The following is a 12,956-nucleotide window of genomic DNA, read 5'->3' as shown; positions in this document are numbered from 1 at the left end:
AGTTCACACCTTGACCCAGAAGCCGTTCTCGAACTTAAAAATGTTCCTCTTTTCGGCCATCCTTAGGGCCTCTTCGAGCTTTTCCTTGGGGACTTCAATGCCGTGGAGCTGCTTGAACAGCTCTATAATCTCATCAGTTGTCAACTTATCTTTCTCCTCGAACAGGTTGTTGGTTAGGTTTATCATGTCCTCAACGAAGTTCCACGGGAAGATTATCCAAGCCCAGTCGATATCTTTGGCGTAGTAGTCCGGAACGAACTTTGAGCCCTTTATGTTTAGGAGTGTGGCCGTCCTTATCTCTGCGGGGTTTCTGCTCTTCATGTACTCATAGGCCAAGCTCATGCTCTCTCCAGTGTCGGTAATGTCATCAACTATGAGAACTTTCTTCCCCTCGAAGTCGTACTGTGCACCGTACTTGAGTCTCGCCCTACCATCGGGAGTTGCAGTTATCCCCCAGTGCTCCACCTTTATACTTACTAGATCTTTAACGCCGAGGTAGTCACAGTAGAGCCTCGCGGCTATCCATCCACCTCTTGCGAGGCCCACTATCACATCAGGCATCCATCCGCTCTCTAGAATCTTCCATGCTCCGGCCTTGGCCCACTCCTCTATATCCTCCCAAGAAGCGAGGTATGCTGGAAACGACTTCATGGTGTCCCTCCCAAAAGAAGGGAGTGAGAAAATTTAAGAATTTTTCTCAGATAACCGCTGGGATCCCAGGAATCCTGGGGAATGGCTGGACTTCTGCAATGTGCTTCGCTCCAGCTATGAACCTGACAAGCCTTTCAACTCCAATGCCAGCTCCAGCACTGGGCTTTAGCTTTCCTGCCTTTGCAATCTCGAGGTATGGCCTAAAGGCCTCTTCACTAAGCCCTGCAGCTCTTATCTTCGAGATAATCTTCTCGTACTCCCACTCCCTCTCTCCACCACTTGAAACCTCGCCATAGCCGTAGGGAAGTATTAGGTCATAGTTCCTCCAGTAGCCGTCGACTTCCCTGTCGTAGAACTCCCTCGGTATGTTGACCACCCAGAAGGGCTCGTCCATCTCTTGGCTTGCCTTCTCGTCACTTCCAAACTCATCGAGTATCTCCTTGTAATCAAATACTTTGAAGTGCCTGGCCTTCGGGAACTCCTTTCCCGTCCACTCCTCAGCCTTTCTGAAGAGGCCGTGAATTAGTTCTTCAATTAGCTCCATAACGTCCTTCATCTTTGCACCTTCAATCTCGAAGTCAAGCTGGGTGAACTCGTAGGCATGCCTTCCATCATCTTTGCTCCTGCTCTCCAACCTGATGTTTGGTGAGAGAATGAATATCTTTTTCAGCCCCATGGCTATTGCGAGCTGCTTATGGAGTATCATGCTATGCGTTAGCCTCATCTTAGTCCCATAAACTTCCACTTCTGCCGGTTTTATCCCCTCTCCTGCGGGGTCTGGCCATAGGGGGTCAGTTATTGGGCTGAGCATTACCGGGAGGAGCCACTTGAAGCCCTTCTTGACGAAGAAGTCGGTCATGTAGTCTAGCACCTTAGTCTGAAGTTCGAGTGCCGGGCTAACATCTCTTGACACTATTTCAACTGCGTTCATGTTGCTCACCTAATTTGATGAATGCAAAAGGAGTTTTATGTCATTTGTGCAACAGAGTTTGTGAATGGGTCAAAATTGGTCACCAAAAATGGTCGAAAACTGACGTTTATTCGAGATATATAAAAAATTTTGACGGTCATCTAAAGCTGGCTACCTATATCCACACCTTTGATAACGACTAGGGGACAGACTTCCATGCACTCCCTGCAGTGGGTGCACTTCTCTGGATCAACCACTATCTTCATCCTCCTCCCATCTATGCTTATTGCCCTCTCCGGGCACTTAGTTACGCATACTCCACAGCCCACGCATTCGTATGCCCTCCTAACGAGGAAAAAAGAGGCGTAGGCTTCATCAAGCGTTGGTGATAGTATGTAGTTTGTTTCCCCATAGAACTCGTTTTCACCGGCAACTAAAACTCCCGGCTTTTCCTCAACATCTCCAAGGATTGGAGCCACTTCCCTTATTCTCTTGAGGTTTATTTTGGTGCTTATCTCCACCCTGTACTTCTTATCATCCTCTTTTATTGTGAACTTTATAGGCTCCCACTTCCTCTCCTCCGGGAGCTCTATGCCGAGCTCTTTAGCTAGGACTTTCTCTCTCTTCCCAAGCCTCCTCCATCTCCAAAAGCCGTATTTTATCCACTCTTCTGGAAGGCTGAGCCTCTTCCTCCACTTCTCAAGTTCGTTGTACCACTTCTCCCATAGCTCCGGCTTTTCTCTCTTCAACTTCTCTATTTCAGCTAAGGATTGGCTCGGACAGAGGAAGCAACCTATCCTGTCTATCCCCCTTTCGTACAGCTTGTTGTACTTCAAACGTCTGGAGAATATGTAGAGCCAGACTTCCAAGGCCGTCCAGTGGAATATGGGGGCAGCGCCTATCTCGTTTGGAACCCAGATGTTCCTCCACACCCTTCCCTGCTTGTACCTCTTGAAGCTCTCGAACTTCCTCTGGCCGACGAACATGAGTACTCCCTGGGGAAAGTGCTCCTCTATGGCGAGCGTTATCGGGCCCAGCTTAGTAACCTTGCAACACCACCTGTAGTCCATTCCTGGGGGTGAGAATACGTTTATAGCCCTCCAGAAGGCATCTTTAGCATCGGCAATGACGAACTTTATTCCCCTAGGCTCTAGTTCCCTCCTTATCTCTTCAACATTTTCAAGGGTCTCTGGGAACTCTATTCCAGTATTGTTGAAGAAAACCGTGAATTCCCTAAATGTTTCAAGTGCCAACCCCAGGACTGCTAGACTGTCCTTTCCTCCGGAGTACGCTACCGCCACGGGTAGTCCATACTTCTTCGAGACTTTCTTCATGAACTCCTTTGCCTCTTCGACTTTCTCCTCCAAGGCGATTCTGTTGGCCCTTATCACATCTTCAATAGTTGCCTTCTTCCCTTCAATTCTCTTTCCGCTACCCTGAGCTTTTCTCTTCATCTTAATTCCGGTTCCCCTTTCTCCAGATACTAACCCCTTGTAGTCCTTCTTGGCTATTCCAACTCCCACTACTTCTCCACTTTCGCTAACCACCATTACTTCATCGTTTCTCCTTATGCTCTCTTCAGCTTCAACTATGCCGACGGGGAGAACGTTTGCTCCTTTCTTTACCGGCTCTACGGCACCTTCATCGATTATAACCCACTTCCTCATTTCCTTTCCGAACTTCTCCCAGAGAAGCTTTGCGCCCTCAAGCTTCAAGGCAGGCCTCCACTCAAGCTTTATTGGGTCGAATATTATGAGTCCGAATATAAACCCGTCAAAAATTATCTCGTAGGCATCATCTTCGCTCGGGATCTTGTTAAGTAAAACGATTTTGTCCTCTAAAATCTCTTCTAGATCGACTCCATAATGTTTCATAAAGACCTCTCTGATCAGTTCAATATCCCTCTTAAATGCAAACCTGACATCGCCCGGAGGGGTCAGATCTATTCTGAAAACTCCCTCCTCGCCGTGAACGCTACACCTGTCCGAGATTAGGGGAACGTTACACTTCTCACACCAGTGTATCCAAAACCTCCCCAGGACTACCGGTCCCCTTTTCCTCACCGAACCACCTGCTAACCCCTTCCGCATAACCTTTTTAAATTTCCCTTGCTAAAACGGATTGAGTAGGAGGGGTAACCATGGCGCCAAAGATACTAGTGGAGCAGGTTGTCAAGAGAAAGGCAGTTGTGGTTAAGCCCAATGACACCGTTCACAAGGTTGCGAGAGTTCTGTCAAGGAATAAAGTTGGCAGTGCCGTTGTAATGGAAAAGGATGAGATCCTCGGCATAGTGACGGAGAGGGACATTCTTGACAAGGTAGTTGCTAAAGGCAAGGATCCGAAGCAGGTAACGGTCAGGGAAATTATGAGTAAAAATCCAGTTAAGATTGAGTACGATTACGACGTTCAAGATGCAATTGAACTGATGACCGAAAAGGGAGTTAGGAGAATTCTAGTTACGAAGTTTGGTAAGCCTATCGGATTCGTAACTGCAACTGACTTACTTGCGGCATTGGCCTCTCAAAATCATGAAGAAGAGGAAGAGAAGAGCGAGGAAGAGCCAGAAGTTTACGGCATGTGTGAGCTCTGCGGTCAGTACGGGCCTCTCTACAAGGTTCATTATGAGGGTAGGGAGATCTGGGTTTGCGAGAACTGTAAGGATCTAATCGAAGGACGATGAAGAGAAAGCACCTCCACTGAATAATGATGAAACGCCCACGGCCAGAGTCCTTTTCTTCCCCTTCGAAATATTTATGGGAAATTGTAAGTACCAGTTAATGGTGGTAGTGTGCTCTTTAACCCAAGGCCAAAGACTCGAAAGGATGAGTTTTATGATAGAGGGTTTGAGCTAATGACCCTTGAGAGGGCCGTTGAGAAGAAAGTTGGTCTAGTTATAGTTCTTGGGATAAGGAGGCTCGGAAAGAGTTCTCTAGTCAACGTGTTCTTAAACGAATCCTCTTATCCTGGGATAAGGATTGATGCTAGACAACTGTACTTCCAGCATAAAAGTGTTAGTCCAAACGCCCTTGCAAAGGAAATTCTAGAAGGCTTAATAAGGATCTCAGGAATTGAGAAGGTTAAACAGCTAATAAGTGGCATTAGGGGAGTTAGCTTTTGAGATTAAGAGAGAGCACGCAACTCTCACAGAAATCCTCGAGAGTATTAATGAGTTTGGGAGGGTTGTTCTGGTTATAGATGAGGCCCAATACTTAAGGTTCTCAAAAGCGAGCTACGTTGATATGCTCGCTTGGGCTATTGACGAGCTTGAAAACGTAACCTTCATCCTCACGAGCTCTGAAGTTGGTCTGCTTGAGGATCTTCTCAGGCTTCATAACCCCGAATCACCGCTCTTTGGCAGACCATATGTAGAGATTAAACTAGAGAGGTTCAGCAGGGAGCAGAGCTTGGATTTCTTGAAGAGGGGTTTTGAGGAAATAGGTATTGACGTAACACCGGATGAGCTGTACGAAGCCATTGAGGAGCTTGATGGTATCGTGGGATGGTTGACGCTCTATGGGTATAACAGGTTCCTGGGCTTAGGCCACAGGGAAGCCCTTGGAAGGCTAAAGGAAGATGCCGTCAGGATAGTGCTTTTGGAATTCTCAAAGCTGAAGGAGCTATCACCCAGGTACGAGCTTATAATGAGAATAGTAGCCCAGGGAAGGTACAGCTGGAGTGAGATAAAGAGGAGCTTGGAGGTAATTGAGGGGAAGAAAATTGATGACAAGAACTTCACGAACCTATTGAAAAATCTAGTCAAGTACGGCTACCTCGAGAAAACTGGAGAAGGCTACTTCATTCCAGATCCACTAGTTGAAGAGGCCTTCAGGTAGAATATTAGGCTGTGTCTCCACCTCGTTCCTACCCTGAACCTAATGTCCCTCACCGAATATCCAAGTTCTTCCCCCCTTTTGACTATCGCTTTTATTAGCTTCTCCTTATCTGGAAGAAAGAGTGCCACTTTACCTCTCTGAGTTAGGTAGTCTATGGCCTCCTCGAGGAGCTTAACCGAGAATTCTTCACCATACATGCCTCCTCCCAGGGACTCCCTCTCCGTGAGAACACCTTTCGTTGGCCTGTCGTAGTAGGGAGGGGCTGAAAAGATAACATCGAACTTCTCTTCCTGGGGAATCACGCCTTTTATTATCCCGCCATCACTTTTCACGAGCTTAACATTGGAGTTGTTTCTCTCTATGTTCTTCTTTGCGTACTCAAAGAACTTATCATCAACTTCCGTGGCCGTAACCTTGCACTTGAAAACTTTCTCGGCGAGAAGGGCCATTAAAGCTGTATGCCCCGTTCCTATTTCAAGAACTTTCTCTCCTCCTCTTAGGAATGTCTTGAGGAATATAAACCTAGAGACCGGAGTTGTCACGAGGCCCCTAGGGTGGTACTCGATATTGAGGTTGAACAGAGCCTTGGCTATGGCCTTGTTGTAGAGTATCCTTGCCTTCCTGTTGGAAAAGTCTATCCTGCCTCTCTCATCAAGGTACTTCTTGAGTTCGGGGATTATCTTTACGGCATCTCTAATGGGAAGGCCGAGCTTTCCATCCCTCCACATTTTCGATACCCTTATATGGTTTTACTCTTTAATAGTTGTTGGTATGCTCTCATGTACAAAGTTATCGTAAGTTTACTACTCATTGTTATTACTGCTGGATGCTTGGGGAATGGAACTGTAACGCCCTTCGGGGGAAGGCTATGAGAACGTCGTTGAGGCGAATAATAACTTTGCCGTCAACCTGTACAAGTTAGTTAGTGGAGAAAAGATAACTTAGTTATTTCGCCTTTGAGCGTATTCTTAGCGTTCTCCATGCTCTATGAGGGTTCTGAAGGGGTCTGTCCGTCGTGGGGGTTTAGGGAGATAAGTGAGTAAACGTTCTCCCTTGTAAATCAACCTTCACGACGGACTTGGGGTTCATTAGCCTCTCTGGGTTCATTGGGGAGTATGTCATTGGCCTTGCCCCCGCTCAGGGGGACCCCAACTCCCCGCATCCAAATGTTAAATGCCCCAACAAACTGCCTGTCAGCAATAAAACCACACTTTGGGCAGTGGAGGAGGCGTCCGTCTTGGGACTCTAGCTTACTCCCGCATCTCGGACACCTCCCCGAAGTACCGCGAGGATTAACGAATTCAACTGGGACGCGGTAAGACAGCTTCTGCACGATTTTACCCCATACGGCTCTTGAAAGTTTTCTATTAAACTCTTTACTATTGCCCCTGAACATGTTCAGCTTGTCTAAATCCTCGAGGACGAAGACTGTGTTGGGGAATTCTCTCGTTAGCTGGACTGCCAGCTTGTTTAAGTAATCCTCGATCCTATTCCTCATCCTCGTCCTGTACTTCTCCAGTAACCTGCTAATCCTCTTGGGTGCTTTCCTGTGAATGCTTTGGAGCATTGAGATTATGCCCTCATACCGTTCTTTCACCCTGTGAATGTACGAAATATCAACCTTAATCCAGCCTTTTTCTGAATGATAAACGTCAAGACTCATTAAATTACAGTCAATGCCAATCTTGATTTCAGCATTAAACTCAATCTCTTTTGAGAACGTTAAGTAAACTTCACTCTCCTTGAGTATTAATTCACCAACCTTCTAGTCTTTTATTCTGTCATAAAACCACTCGCGAGAATAGTCCAGGTAAACCCACTCGTAGGGTTTGATTGTAATCCTAACTTTACCCTCAGTAACCTTGATTAGGGGTTGTTTTAACTCTCACGAACCTCCTCTTCACGGTGGGTTTCCTTCTCCTCCTTAATCCCTTCAGGTAGTTCTCCCTCCAACTGTTGAGAATTGAGTAAGCCGTTTTTATGGCTGAATCAACGTAGTGGTTAGCGTAAGGCCAGTCCCTTAACAATTCACCCCTCAACCAATTCTTAAAATCCCTGGATTTAGGAAAATAAGGGATCAACCTTACAGTCTCGTAGTACTCGTATTTTATCTCCGATGGAATACTTATGCCTGACTTTCTTCTCCCTCCAGATTGTGTTCTCCCATATAATGTCAATTGCCTTGCAGTATCCTCTTGTATGCAGTTAACAACCCACCAACATCCCAATCATGTTTCACTTTGTACGTGAGGTAAACCTCTACCATTTATTCCCACTCACCCACAATAACTTTTAACCATTCCGAGCAAAAAGAACAGTTTCAGAAGGCGAGACTAAGGCTGAACTTGAGAAAGTGTTTGGGTTTCCTCCCAGAGAGAAGATGAGAGGTGAGGTCAGAAACTTGATCCTCAACTTAACCTCCTCTAGGAACTTCACCCTTGACATAGCAAATGCCATCTGGGTTAGGGAAGGTGCTAAACAGGAGAAGGAATACGTCGAGACAATAAGGAAGTACTATCGGGGTGAAATAAGGGAGATTGACTTCCTCAATAGAGCCTCCTCCTGAGAACCTTAAACTCTTAAGTCTCCTTCTATGACGCAGTACGTGCCCAAGTGCTTGATAAAAGATGCGTGCTTTCTTAACGCCTCCATTAGCTCATCGTCCCTAGGGTAGAACTCGTAGTCGATGTAGAAGTAGTACAGGCCGAGATCTTTCCTTGAGGGCCTTGATTCTATCCTCGTGAGATTTATCCCTCTATTTGCAAACTCTCCAAGGGCCCTGTAAAGTGAACCCGGCTTGTTCTCCTTAAGCTCGACTATTATTGAGGATTTCTTGGGGAAGCCATTACATCTAAGTGGGTTCTCAATTTCTTGATGTCCTATTAGGATGAATCTGGTCTTGTTGTTTTCGTAGTCCTGAATGTCCTCCATGAGCACGGGAACGCCATAGAGCTCTGCTGCCTCTTTAGGTCCTATCGCAGCTACATCCTCTCTCTTTAGTCTCGCGACCAGCTGGACGGCGGTTGAAGTGCTCTCTACGCTCTCAACTTCCCAGCCTCGCTCTCTTATGAACTTTCTGCACTGTGCTAGGGCCTGTGGGTGGGAAACTACTTTCCTGATTTTTTCCATGTTGTAGCCTATGAGGCAGTGCCTTATCTCGATGCTAACCTCTCCAAATATTTTAACTGGGAATTCGAGGAGCAGATCCATTGTTAGTGTTACCGACCCCTCAATGGAATTCTCGACAGGAACTACCCCCAGGTTTTTTCGTGTTACGGCCTCAAAAACATCGTAGATCGAAGGGAGAAGCCTAACTTTTCCTGAGATCAACTTGGCGAAAATTCTCGCTGCCTTTTCAGTGTAACTTCCCTGGGGACCTAGCGCGTATATCATCGGGAAACCTCACTTGGCTAAATTTTAAGGAAGTTTAGTCAGGTAGATCTGCCCACTATTCGCTCCTTATTATTATCTCTATCCTCCTTCCCTCACGGTAGCCCTTCATGGCTGAGAGCATACCCTTTATGGTCTTCTCTACAAGCTCTTGAACCCAGTCTTTTAGTGGGAGAACTTGCCCGTCTATCTTTATTATAACCCTGGGCTTTGAGCTCAAAACAACGCAGTCATCAACACTCTTCTCTCCTTTGACTATAAGCTTGGCCATCTCTGCGCAGTTGAAGCCGCAGAGGCCACAGTCTATATTGGGCAACATAAAACCTCTCTTTAGAACGAGCTCGGCAAGCTTTTCAGGCTCCTTTATTACAGGTAGTCCATCGATTTCCTTAATCCCTTTGCTCGCTATAACCCCGCTCACCGCTATTGCAAGCCCATCATTGAGCTTCTTGACTTCTTCCTCACTTTTGGCACATATCACCTTGGGTACGTGCTTTATGCCCTTAAACCCCTCTAATAACATGACGTCAGCGGACACCATGGAGAAGAGAGCGTTTATGTCCTTTGCCTTAAACAGCAACGCATCGGTATCGTGGGCCCTAACTAGTACTGCATCGGCAACCTTCGAGAACCTCCACGTGTCCGTTCCCTCCCTGTCGAAGTCAACGTGCATGCTCTTAGCTATCACGACCCTGTATCCCTTCTCCTTTAGCACCTTTGCGACGGCCTCAATTGTCGTTGTCTTTCCGCTCTTCTTGAAGCCGACAAAGGCCATGGCTTTCATGGCTCATCACTCCAGGAGCATTACCCAGCTTACATCATCTAGTGAAACTAGCATTGCCTTTCCTCTGTTCCCCACGACGTCAACCACGTCCCTGAGTAGCATAACCTCCCCGTCGAAGTCCTCAAGGATTCCCGTGAAGGAGTGCTCGCTTCCCACCGTTATTGCTATCCTGTGGCCCTTCCATTCTGTGAGAACTTTTTCAAGTAAGCTTTCCACCCTCTCACCTCCGCAAAATGAACCTGCTTAGCCTTAAAGAACTTGCTCACTTTTTAACGTTTCTTGGTGGTATAGTTTTAGCGGTGACTGTTCTTCCGAAGGTTAAGGTGGCTTATTCTATGTTTACTGGATTCAACTACTCAATCGCCGTCACACTGGCATACGTAGGATCCATAAAGCCCGACTTTTTGCTAAACACTTTGGCTAAGAAATAACCTATAGGCTTTTCATTATGTCAAGGAAAGAGCTTTTAAACTATAAATCTATTCACCTCAGGTGATACATATGGATGCCCTTCAAAGTGTTGGTATTAGGAGGAGATTGAGGAGGTTCTTCCGCAGGGATGGAAGAGCATTAATTTTTGCAATGGACCATGGCTTTGAGCATGGGCCAACCGACTTTGAGCCAGTCTGGGAACACGTAAACCCCAGGGTTATAATCAGGAAGGTCGTAAGGGCTGGAATCGATGGGGTAATGATGCTCCCAGGGATAGCGAGAATAGCTGGTGATGAAGTCAAGCCCAACGTGGGATTGATGATAAAGCTCACGAGCAAGACTAATCTAAGGCCAAAGGATGAGCAGCTGATGCAGAGCCAGCTTGCCTTTGTCGATGATGCCATCAAGCTCGGTGCAGATGCAATAGCCGCAACGGTCTACTGGGGCTCACCCCAGGAAGATGCTATGATGAGGCAGTTCGCAGAGATAGTTAGCTATGCCCACGACCTCGGCTTCCCCGTTGTTCAGTTCGCCTACCCGAGGGGACCCTACATCAATGAGAAGTACGGAAAGAAGGAGGACTACAGGGTTGTCATGTACGGAGCTAGAGCAGCAGCTGAGAGCGGAGCGGACATGATAAAGACCTACTGGACTGGTTCAAGAGAAACCTTTGCCAAGGTCGTTGATGCTGCCGCTGGAGTTCCCGTGCTCTTGAGTGGTGGGGCAAAGACCGAGAACCCTGTGGACTTTCTTAAGGTGGTTTGGGAGGTCATCGAGGCTGGAGGAGCTGGAGCCGTAGTTGGAAGGAACATCTTCCAGAGGGAGAACCCAGAGCCAATGATCAAGGCCCTAATAAGAGTTGTCCACAGGAACGAGGATCCTGAGGAAGCTGCGAAGGCTGAAGGTTTAATCTGATCCCTCTTCTTTATTCATTAAATTCTTAAACTCTTCCCTCCTTCTACGCGCGGGTGGTGCAATGCTACTTCACACCTACCGCTCATTCGACATGGAACTTCCCACCGTGGACTTGAGGGAGGCTGAGTTTGTAATCTTAGGATTGCCCTACGATGGAACCACAAGCTACAAGCCGGGGGCGAGGTTTGGGCCGGCACTTATAAGGCAGGCCACCCTCAACTTCGAAAGCTACATCCTCGACTACAACGTTGACATAGCCGAGCTTAAGATTGCTGACGCTGGGGATGTAGCTCTGCCAGTAAACGTTGAAGATGCCCTTAGGGTTGCGGAAGAGACAATTAGGGAGCTTAGAGAGGTTAATCCGAACGCGATTCCTATATTTCTGGGTGGAGAGCATTCGATGACCTATGCCCCAGTTAAGGTTCTGAAGCCAAAGAGCTACGTCGTTTTCGATGCCCACCTTGACCTCAGGGATGAGTATCAGGGCTCGAAGTTCAACCATGCATGCGTGGCTAGGAGGATAAGCGAGCTTGGCGTTAAGGTTGCAATATTTGGGGTTAGGAGCGGAACCAGAGAGGAGCTGTTGTACGCAGAGGAAAAGGGTATTGAGTGGGTTCATGCCAGAGATTACAGCTATGAGGCATTCGTTGATCTAGTCCTAGCGATGCCCGAGCCAATCTACGTTTCCGTGGATATAGATGTATTCGACGCCTCTTTAGTCCCGGAAACTGGAACTCCTGAGCCCGGCGGATTAAGGTTCTGGGATGTAGTAGAGGCCCTTGAATGGATAAGCGAGAGGAAAGAGGTAATAGCTTTTGATATAATGGAAGTTTCTGGAGATAGGTTGGGGAACATAACCGCCTTAACTGCCGGAAAGTTGCTCTTCCACATCCTCGGCATGCTCGGAGAGTTCCGCTAGGAGGTTTAAAGCTTGAAGTTCATAGCGACATGCCTCCCAGGAAGGGAAGGGGATGCAATGCTCGAACTTGAGTGGGCGATAAACGCTAGGGTTAGGAGGACGAAGTGGGGTGGCGTGCTCCTAGGAGAGACCAATCTCGGGCGGGATGAAGCGATAAAAAGGGTTAGGGAGTTTGAAACTTTTGCCCTTCAAAGCTTCATTCCCATAGATGATATAGTTGACCTTGAGAATCTTGAAGAGAAGGTTAAGGGAATAAAGTTGCCCCCAGGAAAGAGCTTTGCCGTAAGGGTTAAGGTTAGGGGGGCGAAGGTTGGAGAGAAGTCCCTTGAGAAAAGGTTGGGAGGAATTATAAAGGCAGTAAACGGCAATCCAGTAAACCTTGAGGAGCCAGACGTCATAATTATGGTTAACGTCCTTGGCAAGAAAGCTGGGATTTCAGTTCTAAGACCTGAGGAGATAGTTAAGAAGGAAGCTAGGGATTAATCCTTGCAAATTCATATGTATCGAGTCCGTCCGTGTAATATAGGCGTACAAGTTTCCCCTGGGGTACTATGAAGGCTACCCAACCCTCCACCTCTCCTCCTGGTAATAACTCAACGTACTCGAATTCTTTGAGAGTTTTTGGCATCACCACAAGTTCTGGAGAGTAGATAGTATTGTCTATCCCTGCCCTAAAGTCATACCCCATAACAGGTAGCTTATCTTCTCCATCTATATATTTGATCCTTATTTTTACGAGCAAATATTCATATCCTGGGTCAGGTTTTGGGTTCCAGAAACTCTTTATTTTTTTTCATAAGCACTTTCTCCTCTTAGATACTCTACCAGACTGAGCTCTATTTTTCTACCGAGATAATCACGGATAACTTTACTCTGAATATCTCCATAACTTGTGCTTGTGGAGGTCGCGAGGATGCTAGTTGTATAGGTTCTCGAAGGCTGTGGTTGTGAATACGTTGGAACATCTTCTCTTTCGATTAGGGTCATTGTTATGGTCTCTGTCTCGGTAACGGTCACAGTAGTTGTTTTGGTGACAGTCGATCCTCCGATGCATCCACTTACAAAAACTATCGTGGACAAAAGGATGAACAACATAATAAGTTTCTTACTCATTGCCCCCCA

General features: G+C 46.9%; 17 protein-coding genes and 1 pseudogene. 7 read left to right on the top strand and 11 right to left on the bottom strand.

The genetic code is table 11. The features are described 5' to 3' along the window. Window positions 1–3: 3 nt before the first annotated feature. The 3 genes from A3L04_RS01295 to A3L04_RS01285 all read right to left on the bottom strand — a co-directional run bounded on the left by A3L04_RS01295 (window position 4) and on the right by A3L04_RS01285 (window position 3,651). Complete coding sequence (locus A3L04_RS01295) at window positions 4–651, bottom strand: phosphoribosyltransferase (RefSeq protein ID WP_068575996.1); 648 nt, start codon at window positions 649–651, stop codon at window positions 4–6. Between the two features lie 46 nt (window positions 652–697). After that, on the bottom strand, window positions 698–1,582 hold the full coding sequence (locus A3L04_RS01290; protein WP_068575994.1) for an asparagine synthetase A: 885 nt from the start codon (window positions 1,580–1,582) through the stop codon (window positions 698–700). Between the two features lie 140 nt (window positions 1,583–1,722). After that, a complete protein-coding gene (locus tag A3L04_RS01285) occupies window positions 1,723–3,651 on the bottom strand; it encodes a phosphoadenosine phosphosulfate reductase domain-containing protein (protein ID WP_068575992.1) in 1,929 nt (642 codons plus the stop codon). Between the two features lie 50 nt (window positions 3,652–3,701). Between A3L04_RS01285 and A3L04_RS01280 the strand changes: the two genes are divergently transcribed. From A3L04_RS01280 to A3L04_RS01275, 3 genes are all read left to right on the top strand, one after another. After that, on the top strand, window positions 3,702–4,241 hold the full coding sequence (locus tag A3L04_RS01280; RefSeq protein ID WP_068575990.1) for a CBS domain-containing protein: 540 nt from the start codon (window positions 3,702–3,704) through the stop codon (window positions 4,239–4,241). A gap of 108 nt (window positions 4,242–4,349) precedes the next feature. Next, window positions 4,350–4,679: a hypothetical protein gene (locus A3L04_RS11180; RefSeq protein WP_231963817.1), complete on the top strand. Its 330-nt coding sequence runs from the start codon at window positions 4,350–4,352 to the stop codon at window positions 4,677–4,679. Further along, window positions 4,654–5,394 (top strand): AAA family ATPase, encoded by a 741-nt coding sequence (locus A3L04_RS01275; RefSeq protein ID WP_231963815.1) that lies wholly within the window; start codon window positions 4,654–4,656, stop codon window positions 5,392–5,394. Before A3L04_RS11180 ends, A3L04_RS01275 begins: the two co-directional genes overlap by 26 nt. Here A3L04_RS01275 and A3L04_RS01270 read toward each other — a convergent pair. From A3L04_RS01270 to A3L04_RS11170, 3 genes are all read right to left on the bottom strand, one after another. Beyond that, window positions 5,352–6,122, bottom strand: a complete 771-nt coding sequence (locus A3L04_RS01270; protein WP_068575988.1) for an RlmF-related methyltransferase — start codon at window positions 6,120–6,122, stop codon at window positions 5,352–5,354. The genes A3L04_RS01275 and A3L04_RS01270 overlap by 43 nt on opposite strands. 332 nt (window positions 6,123–6,454) lie before the next feature. Then, window positions 6,455–7,057: an IS200/IS605 family accessory protein TnpB-related protein gene (locus tag A3L04_RS11175; RefSeq protein WP_231963813.1), complete on the bottom strand. Its 603-nt coding sequence runs from the start codon at window positions 7,055–7,057 to the stop codon at window positions 6,455–6,457. A gap of 190 nt (window positions 7,058–7,247) precedes the next feature. Beyond that, window positions 7,248–7,421 (bottom strand): hypothetical protein, encoded by a 174-nt coding sequence (locus A3L04_RS11170; protein ID WP_231963812.1) that lies wholly within the window; start codon window positions 7,419–7,421, stop codon window positions 7,248–7,250. Between the two features lie 305 nt (window positions 7,422–7,726). Between A3L04_RS11170 and A3L04_RS01260 the strand changes: the two are divergent. Then, window positions 7,727–7,960, top strand: a pseudogene (locus A3L04_RS01260) (serpin family protein); the annotation flags it as partial. 5 nt (window positions 7,961–7,965) lie between these two features. On the opposite strand, the gene pheA reads toward A3L04_RS01260, so the two are convergent. The 3 genes from pheA to A3L04_RS01245 are packed head-to-tail and all read right to left on the bottom strand — an operon-like array spanning window position 7,966 to window position 9,784. Beyond that, window positions 7,966–8,787 (bottom strand): prephenate dehydratase, encoded by an 822-nt coding sequence (gene pheA / locus A3L04_RS01255; RefSeq protein ID WP_068575984.1) that lies wholly within the window; start codon window positions 8,785–8,787, stop codon window positions 7,966–7,968. A 55-nt stretch (window positions 8,788–8,842) separates the two neighbouring features. Then, window positions 8,843–9,568, bottom strand: a complete 726-nt coding sequence (gene mobB, locus A3L04_RS01250) for a molybdopterin-guanine dinucleotide biosynthesis protein B (protein WP_068575981.1) — start codon at window positions 9,566–9,568, stop codon at window positions 8,843–8,845. A gap of 6 nt (window positions 9,569–9,574) precedes the next feature. Next, complete coding sequence (locus tag A3L04_RS01245) at window positions 9,575–9,784, bottom strand: LSm family protein (RefSeq protein WP_068322409.1); 210 nt, start codon at window positions 9,782–9,784, stop codon at window positions 9,575–9,577. A 285-nt stretch (window positions 9,785–10,069) separates the two neighbouring features. Here A3L04_RS01245 and fba point away from each other — a divergent pair, with 285 nt between their 5' ends. The 3 genes from fba to A3L04_RS01230 all read left to right on the top strand — a co-directional run bounded on the left by fba (window position 10,070) and on the right by A3L04_RS01230 (window position 12,317). Further along, window positions 10,070–10,915 (top strand): class I fructose-bisphosphate aldolase, encoded by an 846-nt coding sequence (gene fba / locus A3L04_RS01240; protein ID WP_068575977.1) that lies wholly within the window; start codon window positions 10,070–10,072, stop codon window positions 10,913–10,915. A 61-nt stretch (window positions 10,916–10,976) separates the two neighbouring features. Then, on the top strand, window positions 10,977–11,834 hold the full coding sequence (speB, locus tag A3L04_RS01235; RefSeq protein WP_068575975.1) for an agmatinase: 858 nt from the start codon (window positions 10,977–10,979) through the stop codon (window positions 11,832–11,834). A gap of 12 nt (window positions 11,835–11,846) precedes the next feature. Beyond that, window positions 11,847–12,317: a THUMP domain-containing protein gene (locus A3L04_RS01230; RefSeq protein WP_068575973.1), complete on the top strand. Its 471-nt coding sequence runs from the start codon at window positions 11,847–11,849 to the stop codon at window positions 12,315–12,317. Here A3L04_RS01230 and A3L04_RS01225 read toward each other — a convergent pair. Both A3L04_RS01225 and A3L04_RS01220 read right to left on the bottom strand, forming a co-directional pair. After that, window positions 12,307–12,621: a DUF4352 domain-containing protein gene (locus tag A3L04_RS01225; protein ID WP_084448836.1), complete on the bottom strand. Its 315-nt coding sequence runs from the start codon at window positions 12,619–12,621 to the stop codon at window positions 12,307–12,309. The two genes, A3L04_RS01230 and A3L04_RS01225, sit on opposite strands and share 11 nt — an antisense overlap. Next, a complete protein-coding gene (locus A3L04_RS01220) occupies window positions 12,618–12,947 on the bottom strand; it encodes a hypothetical protein (RefSeq protein WP_068575969.1) in 330 nt (109 codons plus the stop codon). The genes A3L04_RS01225 and A3L04_RS01220 overlap by 4 nt, the downstream gene beginning before the upstream one ends. Between the last annotated feature and the right edge of the window lie 9 nt (window positions 12,948–12,956).

This window comes from Thermococcus chitonophagus (assembly GCF_002214605.1).
In the GTDB taxonomy this organism is placed as follows: domain Archaea; phylum Methanobacteriota_B; class Thermococci; order Thermococcales; family Thermococcaceae; genus Pyrococcus; species Pyrococcus chitonophagus.
The sequence above is the reverse complement of the archived record's forward strand: the minus strand, read 5'-3'. Positions and strand labels throughout refer to the sequence as shown.